16 protein-coding genes are annotated in these 19,258 nt (G+C 70.1%); 13 read left to right on the forward strand and 3 right to left on the reverse strand.

The window, feature by feature from the left end:
* The first annotated feature begins 80 nt into the window (after positions 1-80).
* Positions 81-929, forward strand: a complete 849-nt coding sequence (locus BKK81_RS16755) for a SirB1 family protein (protein ID WP_071015240.1) — start codon at positions 81-83, stop codon at positions 927-929.
* Between the two features lie 91 nt (positions 930-1,020).
* On the opposite strand, the gene BKK81_RS16760 is transcribed toward BKK81_RS16755, so the two are convergent.
* Positions 1,021-1,674 carry a VTT domain-containing protein gene (locus BKK81_RS16760; RefSeq protein WP_071015243.1) on the reverse strand — a complete coding sequence of 218 codons (654 nt, stop codon included), beginning with the start codon at positions 1,672-1,674 and terminating at the stop codon, positions 1,021-1,023.
* A 138-nt stretch (positions 1,675-1,812) separates the two neighbouring features.
* On the opposite strand from BKK81_RS16760, the gene mutL reads away from it, so the two are divergent.
* The 3 genes from mutL to BKK81_RS16775 all read left to right on the forward strand — a co-directional run bounded on the left by mutL (position 1,813) and on the right by BKK81_RS16775 (position 5,417).
* Positions 1,813-3,858, forward strand: a complete 2,046-nt coding sequence (mutL, locus tag BKK81_RS16765) for a DNA mismatch repair endonuclease MutL (protein WP_071015246.1) — start codon at positions 1,813-1,815, stop codon at positions 3,856-3,858.
* Positions 3,858-4,808 carry a tRNA (adenosine(37)-N6)-dimethylallyltransferase MiaA gene (gene miaA / locus BKK81_RS16770; RefSeq protein WP_071015248.1) on the forward strand — a complete coding sequence of 317 codons (951 nt, stop codon included), beginning with the start codon at positions 3,858-3,860 and terminating at the stop codon, positions 4,806-4,808. The genes mutL and miaA overlap by 1 nt, the downstream gene beginning before the upstream one ends.
* Positions 4,809-4,895: 87 nt before the next feature.
* The gene (locus BKK81_RS16775; protein WP_071015250.1) at positions 4,896-5,417 is read left to right on the forward strand and encodes a GNAT family N-acetyltransferase; all 522 of its coding nucleotides are present in this window, start codon (positions 4,896-4,898) and stop codon (positions 5,415-5,417) included.
* Positions 5,418-5,522: 105 nt separating this feature from the next.
* Here BKK81_RS16775 and purM read toward each other — a convergent pair whose 3' ends face one another.
* Positions 5,523-6,575, reverse strand: a complete 1,053-nt coding sequence (gene purM / locus BKK81_RS16780; protein WP_071015253.1) for a phosphoribosylformylglycinamidine cyclo-ligase — start codon at positions 6,573-6,575, stop codon at positions 5,523-5,525.
* A gap of 189 nt (positions 6,576-6,764) precedes the next feature.
* On the opposite strand from purM, the gene BKK81_RS16785 reads away from it, so the two are divergent.
* The 9 genes from BKK81_RS16785 (at position 6,765) to BKK81_RS16825 (ending at position 16,992) form a co-directional block, all read left to right on the forward strand.
* Complete coding sequence (locus tag BKK81_RS16785) at positions 6,765-7,835, forward strand: AI-2E family transporter (RefSeq protein ID WP_071015256.1); 1,071 nt, start codon at positions 6,765-6,767, stop codon at positions 7,833-7,835.
* A 30-nt stretch (positions 7,836-7,865) separates the two neighbouring features.
* Positions 7,866-8,573, forward strand: coding sequence for a DnaA regulatory inactivator Hda (hda, locus tag BKK81_RS16790; RefSeq protein ID WP_071015258.1), 708 nt, complete (start codon positions 7,866-7,868; stop codon positions 8,571-8,573).
* Between the two features lie 90 nt (positions 8,574-8,663).
* Entirely contained in the window at positions 8,664-9,338 is a 675-nt protein-coding gene (locus BKK81_RS16795; protein WP_071015261.1) for an HAD family hydrolase, read from the forward strand.
* 1 nt (position 9,339) lies between these two features.
* Positions 9,340-10,842 (forward strand): polynucleotide adenylyltransferase PcnB, encoded by a 1,503-nt coding sequence (pcnB, locus tag BKK81_RS16800; RefSeq protein ID WP_071015263.1) that lies wholly within the window; start codon positions 9,340-9,342, stop codon positions 10,840-10,842.
* The gene (gene folK / locus BKK81_RS16805) at positions 10,839-11,351 is read left to right on the forward strand and encodes a 2-amino-4-hydroxy-6-hydroxymethyldihydropteridine diphosphokinase (protein WP_071015267.1); all 513 of its coding nucleotides are present in this window, start codon (positions 10,839-10,841) and stop codon (positions 11,349-11,351) included. The genes pcnB and folK overlap by 4 nt, the downstream gene beginning before the upstream one ends.
* Before the next feature lie 45 nt (positions 11,352-11,396).
* Positions 11,397-12,038, forward strand: a complete 642-nt coding sequence (locus BKK81_RS16810; protein WP_071015270.1) for a deoxynucleoside kinase — start codon at positions 11,397-11,399, stop codon at positions 12,036-12,038.
* A gap of 137 nt (positions 12,039-12,175) precedes the next feature.
* Positions 12,176-12,997, forward strand: a complete 822-nt coding sequence (gene panB, locus BKK81_RS16815; RefSeq protein ID WP_071015273.1) for a 3-methyl-2-oxobutanoate hydroxymethyltransferase — start codon at positions 12,176-12,178, stop codon at positions 12,995-12,997.
* Positions 12,998-13,309: 312 nt separating this feature from the next.
* Positions 13,310-16,051 carry a cation-transporting P-type ATPase gene (locus BKK81_RS16820; RefSeq protein ID WP_071015276.1) on the forward strand — a complete coding sequence of 914 codons (2,742 nt, stop codon included), beginning with the start codon at positions 13,310-13,312 and terminating at the stop codon, positions 16,049-16,051.
* A gap of 44 nt (positions 16,052-16,095) precedes the next feature.
* Positions 16,096-16,992 carry a universal stress protein gene (locus BKK81_RS16825; protein WP_071015280.1) on the forward strand — a complete coding sequence of 299 codons (897 nt, stop codon included), beginning with the start codon at positions 16,096-16,098 and terminating at the stop codon, positions 16,990-16,992.
* A gap of 70 nt (positions 16,993-17,062) precedes the next feature.
* On the opposite strand, the gene BKK81_RS16830 is transcribed toward BKK81_RS16825, so the two are convergent.
* Complete coding sequence (locus BKK81_RS16830; protein WP_231908062.1) at positions 17,063-18,808, reverse strand: chorismate-binding protein; 1,746 nt, start codon at positions 18,806-18,808, stop codon at positions 17,063-17,065.
* Positions 18,809-19,258 lie beyond the last annotated feature (450 nt).

The following is a 19,258-nucleotide window of genomic DNA, read 5'->3' on the forward strand; positions in this document are numbered from 1 at the left end:
CGCCGCGCCGAAGGCCACGGCGGAACGTATCCGGCGCGCCAGCCAGGACGCGGCGCCCTGCGCCGCTTCAGGAACCCGATATGACCACCACGAAAGTCCTGGATTACTTCGCCAGCCTCGTGGCCGACGATGGCGGCATCCCGCTGACAGAGACGGCGCTCTCCCTTGCCCAGGACGCCTACCCCGACCTCGACCTGCAGGGCGAACTCGCCGCGCTGGACCTGATGGCCCTGCGGCTCAAGCGCCGGATCGCCGAGGGCACGCCCGCCATCCAGCGCCTGCGCCTGCTCAACCATTTCTTCTATCGCGACCTTGGCTTCGCGGCCAATGCCAACGACTACTACAACCCGGACAACTCCTACCTGAACGCCGTCATCCGGCAACGGCGCGGCATCCCGATCTCGCTCGCGGTGCTGTACATGGAGCTGGGACAGCAGATCGGACTGCCACTCAAGGGGGTGTCCTTCCCCAACCACTTCCTGGTCCGGATGTCGATCCCCGCCGGTGAGGTGGTGCTGGATCCGCTCACCGGTGAAACCCTGTCGAAGGAACAACTGCAGGAGATGCTCGATCCCTACCTCGAGCAGGAGGGCATCCGCGGCAGCGGCGAGGTGCCACTGGGCTTGTTCCTGCAGACGGCCAGCCACCGCGAGATCATCGCGCGCATGCTGCGCAACCTGAAGTCCATCTATCTGCAGGAGTCGCGCTGGCAGCGCCTGCTGGCGGTGCAGAACCGGCTGGTGATCCTGCTGCCCGGCTCGATCGAGGAAGTGCGCGACCGCGGCCTGGCCTACGCCAACCTGGAATGCTTCCGGCCGGCACTGGCCGACCTCGAGGCCTACGTGGCAGCGCGGCCCGATGCCGCCGACAGCACGCAGATCCGCGACCGCATGCCGGCACTGCGGCTGATGAGCCGGAGCTTGAGCTGAATTCCTGACCTGCCCCCCAGGCACTGACCAAGCCAAAAACAAACGGGCCGCTCACGCGGCCCGTCGGCTTGACCGGGGCAGGCCGAGCGTTTCAGCGCTGCGCCCGCGTGGGATTGCCGCGCCCGCCGCGCACCAGCTTCCACAGGCCACCCAGCAGCAGGGGCACCACGGCAGCGCCGATGCCGGCCAGCACGATCAGGTTCAGGTACTGCTTGATGAAAGGCAGGTTGCCGAAGAAGTAGCCGGCAAAGACCAGGCCGGCCACCCAGCCTACGGCGCCGATCACGTTGAACATCTGGAAACGGCCGAAGCTCATCTGCGACACACCGGCCACGAAGGGCGCGAAGGTGCGCACGATGGGGACGAAGCGCGCCATCACCAGCGTCTTGCCGCCGTGGCGTTCGTAGAAATCATGGGTGCGGCGCAGTGCCTTCTGGTCGAGGAAGCGCCAGTGCAGGTCGAACACCTTGGGTCCGATCCAGCTGCCGATCAGGTAATTGACGGTGTTGCCGCCGATGGCCGCAGTCAGCAGCAGCCCGATCAGCACCCATTCGTTCATGGCGCCGGTGGCGCAGAAGGCGCCGGCGATGAACAGCAGCGAGTCGCCCGGCAGGAAGGGCACCACCACCAGGCCCGTCTCGGCGAAGACGATCAGGAACAGCAGGGCGTAGACCCAGGACCCGTACTGCTGGATCACGGTGCCCAGGTATTTGTCGACGTGCAGCAGTATGTCGATGAACTGCAATGCGATATCCAATTCGTTCCCCGTTCTCTATTGATTCTGAAGATTCTGTAATCAGCCCCACATCATACAAGAGCCGCCGGCCATTCCCACGTCGCAGGCCACCCGCTTGGTCCGATGCGCCACACGTATAATCCGCCCATGCCCGCCACCGCTTCCCGCCCCGCGCAACCCGCGCGCCCGATCCGCCCCTTGCCCGACCAGTTGATCAGCCAGATCGCCGCCGGCGAGGTGGTTGAACGGCCGGCCTCGGTCGTCAAGGAACTGCTCGAAAACGCCCTCGACGCGGGCGCGGGACAACTGGCCATCCGGCTGGAGGAAGGCGGCGTGCGCCGCATCGTTATCACCGACAACGGCTGCGGCATTCCGGCAGCCGAGCTGCCGGTGGCACTGATGCGCCACGCGACCAGCAAGATCGCCTCGCTCGACGAGCTGGAGGCCGTGCTGACGCTCGGCTTCCGCGGCGAGGCGCTGGCCTCGATCGCTTCGGTGTCCCACCTGACACTGACCAGCCGCACCGCCGCCGATCCGCATGCCACCCAGTTGAACGCCGAGAACGGCGCGCTGCAACCCGCCTCCGGCGGGGTCGGTACCACCATCGATGTGCAGCACCTCTACTTCAACACGCCAGCACGCAGAAAGTTCCTCAAATCGGAACAGACCGAACTCGGCCATTGCCTGGAGATGGTGCGCCGTGTCGCCCTGGCGCGGCCGGACGTGGCGATCTCGGTCCATCACAATGGCAAGCCGATGGAGCATTGGAATGCCGGCGACGTCGCCACCCGCACCGCCCAGGTGCTGGGCGGCGACTTCGCGCGGGCGCGCCTGCCGCTCGACGAAGAGGCCGGCGACCTGCACCTGTATGGTTTCGCCGGCCTGCCCACCGCCTCGCGCGGCCGGCCGGACCAGCAGTTCTTCTTCGTCAACGGGCGCTTCGTGCGCGACAAGCTGCTGACGCACGCGGTGCGCAGCGCCTACCAGGACGTGCTGCACGGCGACCGCTTCCCGTCCTATGTGCTGTGCCTGGACCTGCCGCCGGAGATGGTGGACGTCAACGTCCACCCCTCCAAGATCGAGGTGCGCTTCCGCGAATCGCGCGCCGTGCACCAGTTCGTCTATCACGCGGTGCAGCGCTGCCTGGCCCGCCAGGCCGGCGAGCAGGGAGACAGCCTGCACAGCGATGCCGGCGGGGCCGCCCTCGATCGCCCGGGCAACGCAGGCGGCGGCAGTGACAGCAGCGTCCGCCCCGCCGGCATGCCGGCCGGCGCGGGACAGGCACGCGGCACGCCCTGGGTCGACTACACGGCCGCCGCGCGCCAGACGGCGCTGGGCATCGAGCAGCCGCGCCAGGCCTACCTGGGCATGGTACGTGAGGCGATGGCGCCGGCGCGGCCGGCCGGCAGCGGCGCAACGGCGCCTTTCACGCCCTCGGCCAATCCGCCGGCCTGGCTGGCCGACGCCGAGGCCGCGCGCGGCGACGAGGCACCGGGCCTGCTCGACGCGCTGGCGGCCGAACCCGCGCCGGCGGCCCGCCCGCCCCTGCCGGCGGCCACCGGCATTGCCGAAGCTGCCGGCGGCGCGGACGGCGCCAGGGCGGCCGACGGTCCGCCGCTCGGTTTCGCACTGGCGCAACTGCACGGCATCTACGTGCTGGCACAGAACGCACGCGGACTGGTGCTGGTCGACATGCATGCGGCGCACGAGCGCATTCTCTACGAGCAGATCAAGACCGCGCTGGCCACGCGCGAGCTGGCGGTACAGCCGCTGCTGATCCCCGTCACGCTGCCGGCCAGCCCGGTCGAGATCGGTGCCGCCGAGGAGCACCAGGAAACGCTGGCCCTGCTGGGCTTCGACATCGCGCCGGTCTCGCCCACCACGCTGGCGGTACGCGCCATCCCCGCCCTGCTCAAGCAGGCCGACACCGAAGCGCTCGCGCGCGACGTGCTGCGCGACCTGCAGGCCTTCGGCGGCTCGCGCGTGCTGGCGGAGCGCCAGAACGAACTGCTGGCGACGCTGGCCTGCCACAGCGCGGTGCGCGCCAACCGCCGCCTGACGCTGGAAGAAATGAATGCGCTGCTGCGCCAGATGGAGCAGACCGAGCGCGCCGACCAGTGCAACCACGGCCGCCCGACCTGGGTACAGCTGAGCGTGGGCGAGCTGGACCGGCTCTTCCTGCGCGGCCAGTGATGCCCGCCGCGCCAAACCCGGTCGTCTGCCTGCTCGGCCCCACCGCGTCCGGCAAGACCGCCGCCGCGCTGGCGCTGGCCGCGCGCGCGCCGCTCGAGATCGTCAGCCTGGACTCGGCCCTGGTCTACCGTGGCATGGACATCGGCACAGCCAAGCCCAGCGCCGCCGAACTGGCGACCGTGCCGCACCACCTGATCGACATCATCGACCCCGTCGACAGCTACTCGGCGGCCCAGTTCGTCGCCGATGCCGAGCGCCTGATCGGCGAAATCCGCGCGCGCGGCCGCGAACCGCTGATCGTCGGCGGCACCATGCTGTACTACAAGGCGCTGACGCAGGGCTTGAACGAGCTGCCCCAGGCCGATGCCGCCGTGCGTGCCGAACTGGACGCGCTGGCGGCCGCGCGCGGCTGGCCCGCGCTGCATGCCATGCTGGCCGAGGTCGACCCGGTCACCGCGGCCCGGCTGGCGCCCAACGATGCGCAGCGCATCCAGCGCGCGCTGGAGATCCACCGCCTCAGCGGCCAACCGATGTCGGCCCTGCTGGCCCGCCAGGCCGAAGGCCGCACCTTCGCCGGCAGCGCCGGCGCACGCTTCCGCGTCATCGCGCTCGAGCCCGGCGACCGCGCCGTGCTGCATGCGCGCATCGCCACCCGCTTCGACGCCATGCTCGCCGGCGGCCTGATCGAGGAAGTGGAACGGCTGCGCGCACGCGGCGACCTGCATCCCGGCCTGCCGTCGATCCGCTGCGTCGGCTACCGCCAGGCCTGGGAATACCTGGACGGCGAAAGCGACCGGGACACCATGCGCGAACGTGGCATCGCCGCCACGCGCCAGCTCTGCAAGCGCCAGCTGACCTGGCTGCGCAGCACCCCGGAGCGGCTGGTGGTGGACTGCCTGGCGCCGGACTATGTGCAGCAGGTGGCAGCGCTGGCCGGCCTGGACCGCTGAGCCCGGCACGCCGTGCCAGCCCCGGCACGGAGCCGAAGTGACGCTTGAGCGATAATCCGGCACTCATTGTTCGCATCCGAGCCTGCCATGTCCGTCGACCGTCCCACCTCCTTCACGCTGCGCGCGGCTACCGCCGCCGACTGCGGCACCCTGTTCCGCCTGATCTCGGCGCTGGCCGAGTACGAGAAGCTGAGCCATCTGGTCGAGGCCACGCCGGCCCGGCTGGAGCAGGCGCTGTTCGGTCCCCAGGCGCACGCCGAGGCCATCCTGGTCGACGCCACCACGCCGGAGGGCAGCCGCAGTGTCGGCTTCGCCCTGTTCTTCCACAACTTCTCCACCTTCCTGGCCAAACCCGGCCTGTATCTGGAAGACCTGTTCGTGGAACCGGCCTGGCGCGGGCACGGCCTCGGCAAGCTGCTGCTCCGGCACCTGGCGGCGCTGGCGCTGGAACGCGGCTGCGGCCGCTTCGAATGGAGCGTGCTGGACTGGAACACGCCGTCCATCGAGTTCTACCGGGCGATGGGCGCCGACGTGATGCCGGACTGGCGCATCTGCCGCGTCACCGGCGACGCGCTGGCCAGGCTGGGCGCACCGGCCGCGGGCATCTGACGGGTCACGGATAAGAAAAAAGCCCGCAGGCCGAAGCTTGCGGGCTCTTGATGGCGCGCCCACGGCGCACCATGCCGGCGCGCAAGGCGCGCCGCCGGTCCGGCCTCAGACCACCACGGTCTGTGCCTGGCCTTCCTCGCGCTCGCGGATCTCGCCGATCTGCCACACCGACTCGCCGGCGGCCTGCAGATGAGCGATGGCACGCTCGGCGTCTTCCTTGGCCACGATCACCACCATGCCGATGCCGCAGTTGAAGACGCGGTGCATCTCGGCATCGGCCACCTGGCCTTGCGCCTGCAGCCACTGGAACAGCGGCGGCAGGGTCCAGGCGTCGCGCTGCAGCACGGCGGTCAGGTTCTGCGCCAGCACGCGCGGCACGTTCTCGGTCAGGCCGCCGCCGGTGATGTGGGCCATGCCCTTGACCGGCAGCGCCTGCATCAGCGACAGCAGCGGCTTCACGTAGATGCGGGTGGGCGCCATGATGGCGTCCTGCAGCCGCTGGCCGTGGAAGTCGGCGTTCAGGTCGGGCTTGGCCACCTCGATGATCTTGCGCACCAGCGAGTAACCGTTCGAATGCGCGCCCGACGAGGCCAGGCCCAGCACCACGTCGCCCGGGGCGATCTTGCTGCCGTCGATGATCTCGCTCTTCTCGACCGCGCCGACGGCGAAGCCGGCCAGGTCGTATTCGCCATCCGGGTACATGCTCGGCATCTCGGCGGTCTCGCCGCCGATCAGCGCGCAGCCGGCCAGTTCGCAGCCCTGGGCGATGCCCTGGATCACGGTGGCGGCGGTGTCGACGTCGAGCTTGCCGCAGGCGAAGTAGTCGAGGAAGAACAGCGGCTCCGCGCCCTGCACCAGGATGTCGTTGACGCTCATGGCGACCAGGTCCTGGCCCACGGTGTCGTGACGCTGCAGCTGGAAGGCCAGCTTGAGCTTGGTACCGACGCCGTCGGTGCCGGAAACCAGCACGGGCTCGCGGAATTTCTTCGACAGCTCGAACAGGGCACCGAACCCGCCGATGCCGGCCATCACGCCTTCGCGCATGGTGCGCTTGGCGAACGGCTTGATGCGGTCGACCAGCGCGTCGCCGGCGTCGATGTCAACACCGGCGTCGCGGTAGGAGAGGCCGGCCTGGCCGGAGGTCGGGGTTGCGCTCATGAGATTCAGCTTGTCTTTGAGGAATTGAGAAGTGCGGCAACGCTCGCGCGGGAACCAATGTGCGGCAACCGGCATGTGCGCCGTGCCGCCGAGTCGGTCGACGGCCGCGAGTCCAGTAGAATCGCAATTTTAACGGATACCGGCTCCCGGCTTCCAGTTTCCGGCACGCACGCCACCGCAAACCGCCCGATGAACGCTCCCCTGCTGTCGCAAGAAGCCAAGCGCATCCTGCTCTGGGTGGTGCTGGCCGCCGCCTTCTTCGCGGCCATCGTGGCGCTGGCGCCGGTGCTGACGCCCTTCCTGTTCGCCTTCATCTTCGCCTACATCCTGAATCCCGGCGTGGACTGGATGGAGCGCCACCGCCTGCCCCGGGCGCTCGGCACCGTGCTGATGATCCTGCTGCTGCTGGTGATCTGCGTGCTGCTGTCGCTGCTGCTGGTGGCCGTGCTCCAGCGCGAGGTGCCGCAGTTGCGCGACCAGCTGCCGGCACTGCTGAAGAAGCTCAATGCCGTGGTGGCGCCGCGCCTGGCGGAGATCGGCGTGCGCGTCCGCTTCGACTTCCCGGGGCTGCGCAGCATGCTGTCGGACCGCTTCGCCGCCAGCCCCGAGGACATGTTCTCGACCGTGCTGACCTACGTGAAGCTGTCGGGCTCGGCGCTGATCACCGCCGCCGGCACCCTGTTCATCGTGCCGATCGCCATGTTCTACCTGCTGGTCGACTGGCACCGGCTGATGCGCCGCATCGAGAATGTGGTGCCGCGCCGCTGGGTGCCCAAGGTGCGCGAACTGAGCAGCGAGACCGACGCGCTGCTGTCGCAGTACCTGCGCGGCCAGATCCTGGTGATGCTGATCCTGGCGGCGCTGTATTCGATCGGACTCAGCCTCGCCGGGTTCGACATCGGCGTGCCGGTGGGCGTCTTCACCGGCCTGGCGGTCTTCATCCCCTATATCGGCTTCGGCATGGGCCTGGCGCTGGCCGTGGTCGCCGCCCTGCTGCAGTTCGGCAACTGGTACGGGCTGGCGGCAGTGGCGGTGGTATACGGCATCGGCCAGTTCATCGAGAGCTTCTACCTGACACCGCGCCTGGTCGGCGAGCGCATCGGGCTGCACCCGTTGGTGGTGATCTTCGCCCTGCTCGCCTTCGGCCAGATGTTCGGCTTCTTCGGCGTGCTGCTGGCGCTGCCCACCTGCGCCGTGCTGCTGGTCGGCGCGCGCCAGATCCGGCGCGTTTACCTGGCTAGCGATCTCTACCGCAAGTAGGCATGGCCGCACGAAAGTAACGAATACATCATGTTCCAGCGTCCCAAGCAGCTCTCGCTCGAACTCGGCAGCCCACCGCCGTCCACCTTCGAGAATTTCTTCGTGGCAGCCAACCGCGAGCCGGTGCAACGCCTGCGCGACCTGCCCGCGGCCCTGGCCCAGGAGCGCGCCAGCGACCGCCTGATCTATCTGTGGGGCGAGGCCGGCTCCGGGCGCACCCACCTGCTGCACGCGGTCTGCGACGCCGCCCTGCAGGCCGGCATGCGCTGCCGCTACCTCAGCCCCCACCATGCGCTGGCCGACTTCATCTTCGATCCGGACTGCCAGCTCTACACGGTGGACGACGTCGAGCTGCTGGACGAGGCGCGCCAGATCGCCGTGTTCTCGCTGTACAACGAGGTGCGCGCCTATGCACGCACGGCCCTGGTGGTAGGTGGCGCGGCCGCGCCACGGGCGATGGCGGTACGCGAGGACCTGCGCACCCGGCTGGGCTGGGGCCTGGTCTACCAGCTGGCGCCGCTCTCCGACGAGGATAAGATGGCGGCGCTGCTGCAAGCCGCACGCGAGCGCGGGCTGCAGCTCTCGCCGGAAATCGCCCACTGGCTGGTGACGCGCCACTACCGCGACATGCCCAGCCTGATGGCTCTGCTCGACGCCCTCGACACCTACTCGCTGGAACGCAAGCGGGCGGTCACGCTGCCGCTGCTGCGCGAGATGTTCGCCGAATTCCGCGACTGAGCGGCCTGCGCCGCCTCCGACCCAGGACCGCCGCCCTAGCCGCCAGCCGCTTCCGACCGCCCCGACCCGCTTAATGTAAAATCGCCGCCCATGAATCTGGCACTGTTTGACCTCGACCACACCCTGCTTCCGACCGACAGCGACCACGAATGGGGCCGCTTCCTGGTGCGCCTCGGCGTCGTCGACGAGGATACCTATCGCCGCAAGAACGACGAGTTCTATGGGCAGTACAAGGCGGGCACCCTGGATATCCAGGCCTTCCTGCGCTTCGCGCTGGCGCCGCTGGCGGCCAATCCGCGCGCGCGGCTGGAGGAGTGGCGCAGCCGCTTCATGCACGAGGTGATCGAGCCGGTCATCACGCCGCAGGCGCGTGCGCTGGTCTACAAGCACCTGGAAGCCGGCGACCTGTGCGCCGTGGTCACCGCCACCAACAGTTTCGTCACCGCCCCCATCGCGGCCGCCTTCGGCATCCCGCACCTGATCGCCACCGAGCCGGCCACCGCCGACGGCCGTCCGGACGGGCAGTTCACCGGCGAAGTGGCCGGCGTGCCGAGCTTCCGCGAGGGCAAGATCACCCGCGTCGAAAACTGGCTCGAGGCGCTGGGCCACAACTGGGGGAATTTCGACGCCACCACTTTCTACAGCGACTCGGCCAACGACCTGCCGTTGCTGGAGAAGGTCAGCGAACCGGTCGCCGCCAACCCGGACGATCGCCTGCGCCACCACGCCGCCGCAGCTGGCTGGCGCATCATGGACCTGTTCTGACGTGATCAAGAAGCTCATCACCCGGCTGCTCGGCAAGCCGGCGCCGAAGCAGCGCCGGCAAGGCCGCGCCCACGCACCGCGCGTCATCGCGGTCGAAGAGCACGGCATCGATCCGGCGCTGATCTCGCGCAACGCGGTCAAGGTCACTTCGACGCTGCAGCAGGCCGGCTACCAGGCCTTCATCGTCGGCGGCGCCGTGCGCGACCTGCTGCTCGGCATCAAGCCCAAGGACTTCGACGTCGCCACCAACGCCACGCCCGAGCAGGTGCAGGCGCTGTTCCGCCGCTCGCGCATCATCGGCCGGCGCTTCCAGATCGTGCACGTCACCTTCTACGGCGGGCGCGAGCAGGAAATCATCGAAGTCTCCACCTTCCGTGCCCTGGTCGACGCGGTCGCCAGCGAGACGCTGCCCGAGGGCCGCCGCCTGAAGCGCTCCGAGCTCGACAGCAAGACCCACGCCATCGACGCATCCGGCCGCGTGCTGCGCGACAACGTGTGGGGCACGCAGGCAGAAGACGCCGAGCGGCGCGACTTCACCATCAACGCGATGTACTACGACCCGTCGGCGCAGACGGTGCACGACTACCATCACGGCATGGAAGACATGCGCGCGCGCACGCTGCGCATGATCGGCGACCCCGTCACGCGCTACCGCGAGGATCCGGTACGCATGCTGCGCGTGGTGCGCTTCGCGGCCAAGACCGGCTTCGGCATCGACGAAGCCACGCGCCAGCCCATCGCCGGCCTGGCCTCGCTGATCCACAACGTGCCCAGCGCGCGCCTGTTCGACGAGATGCTCAAGCTGCTGATGTCCGGCCACGCCTGGGCTTCGCTGCAGGAACTGCGCAAGGCAGGGCTGCACAAGGGCCTGCTGCCGCTGCTCGACGTCGCGCTGGAACAGCCGCTGGGCCAGCGCTTCGTGCAGCTCGCGCTGGACAACACCGACCGCCGCGTGCAGGCCGGCAAGCCGGTCTCGCCCGGCTTCCTGTTCGCCGCGCTGTTGTGGCACCACGTGCTGCAGCGCTGGACCGCGCTGCGCGAGTCCGGCGAGCATCCGATCGCCGCGCTCAACACGGCCATGGACGACGTGCTCGAGCGCCAGACCGGCCAGCTGGCCATCCAGCGCCGCTTCGTCACCGACATGCGCGATATCTGGGGCATGCAGCCGCGCTTCGAGAAGCGCGTCGGACGCATGCCGTTCCGCCTGCTGGAATCGCCGCGCTTCCGTGCCGGTTTCGACTTCCTGCACCTGCGCTGCCAGTCGGGCGAGCTGCCCGAGGAAATGGCCGGCTGGTGGCAGTCCTTCCAGGATGCGGACTCCGACGGCCGCGAAGCCCTGATCGACTCGGCGCGCAGCGCCCGCGGCCCGGCCGCCGAGGGCGAAGGCGAGGGCGGCGCGCGCAAGAAGCGTCGCCGGCGCGGTCCGCGGAAATCGGATAAAGTGTCCTCCCGAAGCGACTCGGAAGCGGGCGAGCCCCGCAGCCAGCCGGAGGAATCGGAATGACACTTGCCTTTATCGGCATCGGCGCCAACCTGGGCGATGCCCGCCAGGCGCTGAAGGATGCCGTCGTGTGCCTGGCGCAGCAGGTCGGCATCACGGTGCTGGCGAGATCGTCTTTTTACCGCACCGCGCCGATCGACGCGCAGGGCGAGGACTACTACAACGCCGTGGTCAAGGTGGAAACCTCGTTCACGGCGGGGCAGCTGCTGCGCATCTGCCACCACATCGAGGACCAGTTCGGCCGCGAGCGCCCTTTCCACAATGCGCCGCGCACGCTCGACCTCGACCTGCTGCTGTTCGGCGACGAACAGCACGACGACGAGCACCTGACGGTGCCGCACCCGCGCGTGACCGAGCGCGCCTTCACGCTGGTGCCGCTGCTGGAGATCGACCCCGGGCTGGTGATCCCGGGGCGCGGCCGGGCTGCCGACCACCTGCCCGCGGTGGCTGGTCAGCGCATCGAGAAAATGACACCCTGCAAGTGCAAGCGCCAGCAACAGGCCGGCGCCTGAACCTGCCGCACGGGCGCCGCACCGCCTGACCCGTTTCCTTCCCCCATGCTCGACCATCTGCGCCGCATCATCGTCGAAGGCCCCGTCGGCTCCGGCAAGACCGCGCTCGCGCGGCGGCTGGCACAGACCCTGCGCAGCGGCGAACTGCTCGACGGCGTGCGCGACAACCCCTTCCTCGAACGTTTCCTGCGCGACCGCGCGCGCCATGCGCTGCCGCTGCAGCTGGCCTGCCTGACGCAGCGCGCGGCGCAGGCGCAGCGCTGGCAGGAAGCGCTGCTGGTAGGCCAGCGCATGGTGACGAACTGCCTGCACGAGCGCGACCGCCTCTACGCCGAGCTGAACCTGCCCGCCGACGAACTGGCCCTTTATGACGCCATCGCCGCGCGCATCGCCCTGCCTGCCCAGCGCGCCGACCTCGTCATCGTGCTGCACGCGCCCCCGGCGCTGCTGCATGAGCGCATTGCGCGACGCGGCGCTCCCGGCGAAACCGGTCTCGACCTGCCCTACCTGGAGCGCCTGTGCGGCGCCTACGGCGAGCTGTGCCATCGCTACGACGAGGCACCGGTCCTGATCGTCGACACCGCGCATTTCAATCCGGTGGACAATGACGGCGATTTCCGTACACTACTGACGCGCGTCGAAACGATGCGCGGCCGCAAGGCCTTTCTCAATCTCGCTGCGCCCTGACAGGCTCCGCCTGGCAGATTCCAACCATAACGACAGCGACCGCCTCCGTCGCCGGCAGGCAACCTTACGGACCGGAGCGCACCGCGCCCCGGCGGCCCGCCCCGCCGCACCGGCAATCGCTGCAGACAGGCAATGCCATGAGCTATCTCCTCGATCCCTCCCGCAAGACCGTCACCGTCCCCGCGCTGCAGGCGATGCGCGCCGCCGGCGACAAGATCGTCATGCTGACCGCCTACGATTCCAGCTTCGCCGCGCTGCTCGACTATTGCGGCGTCGATGTGATCCTGGTCGGCGATTCGCTCGGCAACGTGATGCAGGGCCAGACCACCACGCTGCCCGTCACGCTCGAGCACATGGTCTACCACACCGCCTGCGCGGCGCGTGGCAACCAGACCGCGCTGCTGGTGGCCGACCTGCCCTTCGGCACCTATCCCACCCCGGAGGCCGCCTATGAGAGCGCCGTCGCGCTGATGCGCGCCGGTGCCCAGATGGTCAAGATCGAGGGCGGCGAATGGCTGGCGCCGACGGTCAAGTTCCTGGTCGAGCGCAGCATCCCGGTGTGCGCCCATATCGGCCTGACGCCGCAATCGGTCCACGCCTTCGGCGGTTTCAAGGTGCAGGGCAAGACCGACGCCGGCGCCGAACAGCTCAGGCGCGATGCAACCGCGCTGCAGGCCGCCGGCGCCCAGCTGGTGGTGATGGAAGCCGTACCCGCCAAGCTGGCGGCCGAGGTCACGGCGCAGCTGACCATCCCCACCATCGGCATCGGCGCGGGCGTGGACTGTTCGGGCCAGGTGCTGGTGCTGCAGGACATGCTGAACATCTACCCGGGCCGCAAAGCCAAGTTCGTGCGCAACTTCATGGATGGCCAGACCTCGATCGAGGCTGCCGTACGCGCCTACGTGGCCGCGGTCAAGGACGGCAGCTTCCCCGCCGTCGAACACACCTTCTCCGCCTGACGCCCCCGCGCCGGGGCCATGCCCCGGCTCCCCGGCCGCGGCCCGCCGGACATGGCCGGCCGCAGCCCGCCTTCAGCGACCCCCTCCACGCCCGCCCCCCCTCCGGGCAAGGGCAGCCATCTCCCGCCCGCCGCACCGCCAAGAAAGCTACTTGTCAAGCACTTTCAAGGGCGCCGGCCAGGTTCCTTGTCGTCCGCTTTCTTGATGCAGCGCAGTTCCCGCCGCAAGGGGCCACGGTAAGATGGCCGGGCAGTTCACTCATACCGCAATTGGGAAACCGGTCCGCCAGGACCCCGACAAGGCCCTGATTCTATGACTGATCCCCCTGCCGGCCACTGCGACCCGGTACCGACGCCACCCCCCTGGCACACCCTGTCCAACGTGGAAGTCGCGCGAGTGCTGCGTACGGACCCGGCCGGCGGCATCACCGACACGGAGGCCACGCGGCGGCTCGCCGAGGTCGGTCCCAACCGACTGGCGCCGCCCAAGCGGCGCGGCCCGCTGATGCGGCTGCTGCTGCAATTCCACAACATCCTCCTCTACGTCATCCTGGCCTCGGCCGTCATCTCGGCCATCCTCGGCCACTGGGTGGATGCCGGCGTGCTGCTGGTGGCGGTGCTGGTCAACGCGGGCATCGGCTTCATCCAGGAAGGCAAGGCGGAGGCGGCCATCGATGCCATCCGCGCCATGCTGTCGCCACACGCCACCGTGGTACGCGACGGTGCACGGCGCGAGATCGACGCGGCAGCGCTGGTTCCCGGCGACGTGGTGGCCCTGGCCTCGGGCGACCGCGTACCCGCCGACCTGCGCCTGCTGACCGTCAAGGAACTGCGCGTGGAAGAGGCCGCACTGACCGGCGAATCGCTGCCGGTGGAGAAAAGCGCCACGCCGGTGGCCGCCGATGCGCCGCTGGGCGACCGCTTCGGCATGGCCTACTCGGGCACGCTGGTGGTGTACGGACAGGCTACCGGTGTGGTGGTGGCCACCGGCGGGGCGACCGAGCTGGGCAAGATCGACGGGATGCTGGGCGACATCGAGAACCTGGCCACGCCGCTGCTGCGCCAGATCGACCGCTTCGGCCTTGGCCTGGCGATCGCCATCCTGCTGCTGTCGGCGCTGACGTTCGTGGCCGGCATCGCCTGGCGCGGCCACGCGCCGGCCGCAATGTTCATGATGGTGGTGGCGCTGGCGGCCTCGGCCATCCCCGAAGGACTGCCGGCCATCATGACGGTCACGCTGGCCCTCGGCGTGCAGCGCATGGCGCGGCGCAACGCCATCGTGCGGCGCCTGCCGGCGGTGGAGACGCTGGGCTCGGTGACGGTGATCTGCTCGGACAAGACCGGCACGCTCACGCGCAACGAGATGACCGTGCAGCGCATGGTCTGCGCCGGCCGCGTCTATGACGTCGGCGGCGTGGGCTACGCGCCCGACGGCGAATTCCGCGTCGACGGCCGCGCGGTCGATCCCGGCGACGCGCCGGCACTGGCGATGGCGCTGCGTGCGGGGGTGCTGTGCAACGACGCCCGCATGCGCCACGAGGACGGCCTGTGGCATGTGGAGGGCGACCCCACCGAAGGTGCGCTGCTGGTCGCCGGCAGCAAGGCCGGACTATCGCAGCAGTCGGCCGGCGAGAGCTGGCCCCGGCTGGATTCTATCCCCTTCGAATCCGAGCACCGCTTCATGGCCACCTACCACCGCGATGCCGGCGGCGCACCGTGGATCCTGGCCAAGGGGGCACCGGAGCGCATCCTCGACATGTGCGCCCTGCAGTGGGACGGCGATGGCGAACACGCGCTCGATGTCGACTACTGGCGCCGCATGGCCACCGACACCGCGGCCCAGGGCCTGCGCCTGCTGGCGCTGGCCTGCAAGCGCGCCGCGCCGGCGGACGCGCGGCTGGATTTTGCCGACATGGAGAGCGGCTACACGCTGCTGGCCCTGGTCGGCATCATCGATCCGCCGCGCGAGGAAGCCATCCGCGCCGTCGACGAATGCCACCGTGCCGGCATCCGCGTCAAGATGATCACCGGCGACCACGCGGAAACCGCCCGCGCGATCGGCGCGCAACTCGCCATCGGGGTCGGCAAGCCGGCGCTGACGGGCAGCGAGGTGGCGCTGATGGACGACGCCGCGCTGCGCCGCGTGGCCATGGAAGTCGACGTGTTCGCGCGCGCCAGCCCCGAGCACAAGCTGCGCCTGGTGGCGGCGCTGCAGCAGGCCGGCCAGGTGGTGTCGATGACCGGCGACGGCGTCAACGATGCCCCCGCGCTCAAGCGTGCCGACGTCGGCGTGGCGATGGGGCTGAAGGGTACCGAGGCCGCCAAGGAGGCCGCCGACGTGGTGCTCGCCGACGACAATTTCGCCGCCATCGCGCGCGCCGTGCGCGAAGGCCGCGCGGTCTACGACAACCTGAAGAAATTCATCCTCTTCATGCTGCCCACCAACGGCGGCGAGGCCCTGATCGTGATCGCGGCCATCCTGTTCGACCTGCCGCTGCCGCTGACCCCGGCCCAGGTACTGTGGATCAATATGGTCACCTCCAGCGCGCTGGGCCTGGCGCTGGCCTTCGAGCCCGCCGAGCCGGGCCTCATGGCGCGGCGCCCGCGCCCGGTCGGCGAGCCGTTGCTGTCGGGCTTCTTCGTCTGGCGCGTGCTGATGGTGTCGGTACTGATGATGGCCGGCGCACTCGGGCTGTTCCTGTGGGAACTGGCCGACGGCACCAGCCTGGAGACGGCGCGCACGATGGCGGTCAACGCCGTGGTCGCCGCCGAGATGTTCTACCTGCTCAACAGCCGGCATATCTTCCATACCGTGATCAGCCGCGAGGGCCTGTTCGGCAACCCCTACGTGCTGGCCTCGATCGCCGCCTGCGTGCCGCTGCAGCTCGCCTACACCCACCTGCCGGTCATGCAGACCGTATTCGGCTCGACCGACCTGAGCGCGCTGGAATGGGCCAAGGCGATCGGCGCCGGGCTGCTGGTGTTCTGCGGCTCGGAGCTGGAGAAGACCGTGATCCGCCGCCTGCCGGTCGGCCGGCGGCTGGCAACCCGCTGAGCGCCGTGCCGCGCCTGCCGGCATTCCAAACCCGTGAGAACGCCATGACCACGTCCACCGCCCCCGACCCGACACCATTCCCCGCCCGCCTGCTGCTGGCGACCGACCTTTCCGCGCGCTGCGACCGCGCGCTCGACCGTGCCGCCCAGCTCGCCGGCCAGTGGCAGGCCGGCCTGCTGGTCGGCCACGTGCTCGATCCCGCCGCGCATCCGGACCAGGCCCTGGCCTGGGCCGCCGGCACCGGCGCGGGCGACGCGCTGCGCATCGCCCGCCAGCAGCTCGCGCGCGACCTGGCGGGCTTGCCGGTGCAGGCCGACATGCAGATAGCGAAGTCCAAGGACGTGGCGGCCGGCATCCGGGACATGGCCGACGCGGCCGGCGCAGACCTCGTGGTCACCGGCGTGGCGCGCTTCGAGCTGCTGGGACGCTTCCTGCTCGGCTCCAGCGTCGAGCGGCTGGCGCGCAGCCTGCCGCAGCCCCTGCTGGTAGTGCGCAACCGCCCGCACGGCCCCTATCGCGAAATCGTGGTCGCCTGCGACTTCTCGCCGGCCTCGCGCGATGCGCTGCGGTGCGCCGCGCGGCTGTTCCCCGGACAAGAGCTGACCGTCTTCCACGCCTACCAGCAGCCCTATTCCGGAATGGCCGACACCGCGCCGCCGGCGCGCGGCATCCCGCAGGCGGAACAGGATGCCTGCGCCGCCTTCCTCGCCGACAGCAAGCTGCCCGCCTCGACGCGGGTGCGCCCGGTGATCCTGCGCGGTGCGCTGGAGCTGCTGCTGACCCAGCACGTGCGCCGGCACGAAGCCGACCTGGTGGTGATGGGCGCGCAGGGTCGCGGCGCACTGGCCAGCGCGCTGCTCGGCAGCACCGCGGCACGGCTGCTCGACTGCCTGCCGTGCGACGCACTGGTGGTGCATCGGCCGCGCGCGGCGGCCGACTGAGTCTGTGCGACGCCGCTTGCGCCCGGTCCGGCCGGGTTCGGAACGGATCCAGGCCGGTTTCAGGCGGGTTTCAGGCCGGTTTCAGGCGTGCCGGCAGCACGCCGCGCAGTGAGTTCACCACCACCAGCGCCTGCGCGCGCGCCAGCATCGCGCGCGTGATCACGCCTTCGGCAGCCGGGCCGTCCAGCAGGGCATCGCCCTGCTCCAGCACCACGGCGCGCATGACCCCGGGCAGGATGTCCGCGGCCAGCGGGGGCGTCAGCCAGCGTCCGTCGACCTTGACGAAGACGCTGCTGCGCCCGCCCTCGAGCAGTTCATCGCGCTGGTTGAAGAAGAGGCGATCGAAAGCGCCGGCGCGCTCGGCCGCCTGCCAGCCCGCGTCATAGACCGCGCGTGCACTGGTCTTGTGGCGGCGCAAGGGATCGGCCCCAGCCAGGGGCTCGGGAGCCTGGTCGAGCCAGACCCGGCCTTCCTCCATGGCCAGCGGGGCCAGCGGCCCGCTCGTCACCTGCAGAGAGCCGGCCTTGTCCAGCGCCAGCCGCACACGCCAGTCCCCGGCGCCCAGGCGCACGGCCTCGGCGGTGGCGGCCTGCGCTGCCGCTGCGGCATCGAAGGCGAAGCCGAAGCAGGCGGCCGACGCCGCCAGCCGTTCCAGGTGCCGCGCCAGGCGCAGGCATTGCCCGCCATTCGCGCGCAAGGTCTCGAACAGGGTGAAACCCGGATCGTATGCGGTCAGGAAGCGCGCCTTCCAGCCACACTCGGCATATTCGTCGGCCGCCACGCTGTCGTGCACGATGCCACCGCCCACGCCCATCTCGCCACGGCGCAGGCCGTCGGCGCCGGGTGCGCCCAGCACCAGCGTGCGGATCGCCACGGACAGCGTGAACGGGCCGATCCCGTCGCCGCTGCCCTGCCCCGCCGCTGCGGCGGGCGGGTCGATCCAGCCGACCGAGCCGGTGTAGAGGCCGCGCGGAGCCGGCTCCAGTTCGGCGATGATCTGCATGGTGCGCCGCTTGGGCGCGCCGGTGATCGAGCCGCAGGGAAACAGCGCGCCCAGCAACTGTGCCAGTGAGGTGCCGGCGCGGGCGCGCGCGGTCACGGTGGAGGTCATCTGCAGCACGCGCCCGAAGGGCTGCACGGTGAAGCGGTCCGGTACCGCCACGCTGCCGGGCACGGCGATGCGGCCCAGGTCGTTGCGCAGCAGGTCGACGATCATCACGTTCTCGGCGCGGTTCTTCGCATCGGCGGCCAGCGCCGACGCGGCGGCCGCGTCGCCAGCGGCGTCGCCCGTGCGCGGAGCGGTCCCCTTCATCGGCCGGGCCAGCAGGCTGCCCGCCCCATCGTGGCTGACGAACAGCTCGGGCGACAGCGACAGGACCCAGCCGTCGCCGGGCAGGCATGCCAGCACGCCGTATGGCACCGGCTGCGCCGCGCGCAGCCCGGCGAACAACGCGGCTGGCGCGCCGAAGGCGGAAAAGCGCAGCCGCTGGGTGTAGTTGACCTGGTAGGTGTCGCCGGCTTCGATCCATTGATGGATGCGCGCGATGGCGTCCTCGAAGGCGGTCCGCGAGGTATCGGAGGCGACCTGCATCACGCCTGCGGGCGCGCCGCCGCCAGTTCCTGCACCGGCCAGCCAGGCGTCGACATCGGCCGCCGGCAGGCGCTGCATGGCACGGAACCACAGCAGCCGCAGGGCACCATCGTGGAAGGGCAGGTCCTGGCCCGTATGCACGGGCACGCCGACCAGCGGCCCGCCGAATTCGTAGGGCGCGAACAACGCCGCATGCCAACCCTGCCGCCAGCCTTGCGCGAGCATGGTGTCCAGCGCGCCCAGGCGGTCCAGCGCCTGCGCGACCTCGATGCGGTCCTCGCGCACGAAACCGGTGTACAGGCGCGAGGACCGGCCCGGTGCCGCGCCAGGGGAGGCGGCCGCATCGTCGAGCAGCACGAAGGGTTCGGACGCGGAAAGCAGGGAGGAAAGCGGGGGAACTGCCACGGCGGAAAACGACGGTGAGGGAGACAGGGGAGGCGAAGCGCCATTATCGCGCCAAGCGGCGTCGGCCGGGGAAAAGGCCGGATGCAGTCGAGCCGAAAGAGTGATCCCGTCCGCCGCGACCGACCGACGCCCGCCCTCTCCCCCAGCCCCTCTCCCGCAAGCGGGAGAGGGGCTGGGGAGAGGGGTGGTTTAGCAAGGCGCCACGTATAGACGAAGCCAACGGTGTGCTCCAGCGCGCGAGCATAGGGACGAAGCCAACGGTGTGGCCCC

Origin of the sequence: Cupriavidus sp. USMAHM13 (assembly GCF_001854285.1) — a bacterium.
Taxonomy (GTDB): Bacteria; Pseudomonadota; Gammaproteobacteria; order Burkholderiales; family Burkholderiaceae; genus Cupriavidus; species Cupriavidus malaysiensis.

Bases quoted from the DNA above. Each gene is read 5' to 3' on its own strand.
- BKK81_RS16755 (WP_071015240.1), top strand. From the start codon at position 81: ATGACCACCACGAAAGTCCTGGATTACTTCGCCAGCCTCGTGGCCGAC.
- mutL (WP_071015246.1), top strand. From the start codon at position 1,813: ATGCCCGCCACCGCTTCCCGCCCCGCGCAACCCGCGCGCCCGATCCGC.
- miaA (WP_071015248.1), top strand. From the start codon at position 3,858: ATGCCCGCCGCGCCAAACCCGGTCGTCTGCCTGCTCGGCCCCACCGCG.
- BKK81_RS16775 (WP_071015250.1), top strand. From the start codon at position 4,896: ATGTCCGTCGACCGTCCCACCTCCTTCACGCTGCGCGCGGCTACCGCC.
- purM (WP_071015253.1), bottom strand. From the start codon at position 6,575: ATGAGCGCAACCCCGACCTCCGGCCAGGCCGGCCTCTCCTACCGCGAC.
- BKK81_RS16785 (WP_071015256.1), top strand. From the start codon at position 6,765: ATGAACGCTCCCCTGCTGTCGCAAGAAGCCAAGCGCATCCTGCTCTGG.
- hda (WP_071015258.1), top strand. From the start codon at position 7,866: ATGTTCCAGCGTCCCAAGCAGCTCTCGCTCGAACTCGGCAGCCCACCG.
- BKK81_RS16795 (WP_071015261.1), top strand. From the start codon at position 8,664: ATGAATCTGGCACTGTTTGACCTCGACCACACCCTGCTTCCGACCGAC.
- folK (WP_071015267.1), top strand. From the start codon at position 10,839: ATGACACTTGCCTTTATCGGCATCGGCGCCAACCTGGGCGATGCCCGC.
- BKK81_RS16810 (WP_071015270.1), top strand. From the start codon at position 11,397: ATGCTCGACCATCTGCGCCGCATCATCGTCGAAGGCCCCGTCGGCTCC.
- panB (WP_071015273.1), top strand. From the start codon at position 12,176: ATGAGCTATCTCCTCGATCCCTCCCGCAAGACCGTCACCGTCCCCGCG.
- BKK81_RS16820 (WP_071015276.1), top strand. From the start codon at position 13,310: ATGACTGATCCCCCTGCCGGCCACTGCGACCCGGTACCGACGCCACCC.
- BKK81_RS16825 (WP_071015280.1), top strand. From the start codon at position 16,096: ATGACCACGTCCACCGCCCCCGACCCGACACCATTCCCCGCCCGCCTG.
- BKK81_RS16830 (WP_231908062.1), bottom strand. From the start codon at position 18,808: ATGCTCGCGCAAGGCTGGCGGCAGGGTTGGCATGCGGCGTTGTTCGCG.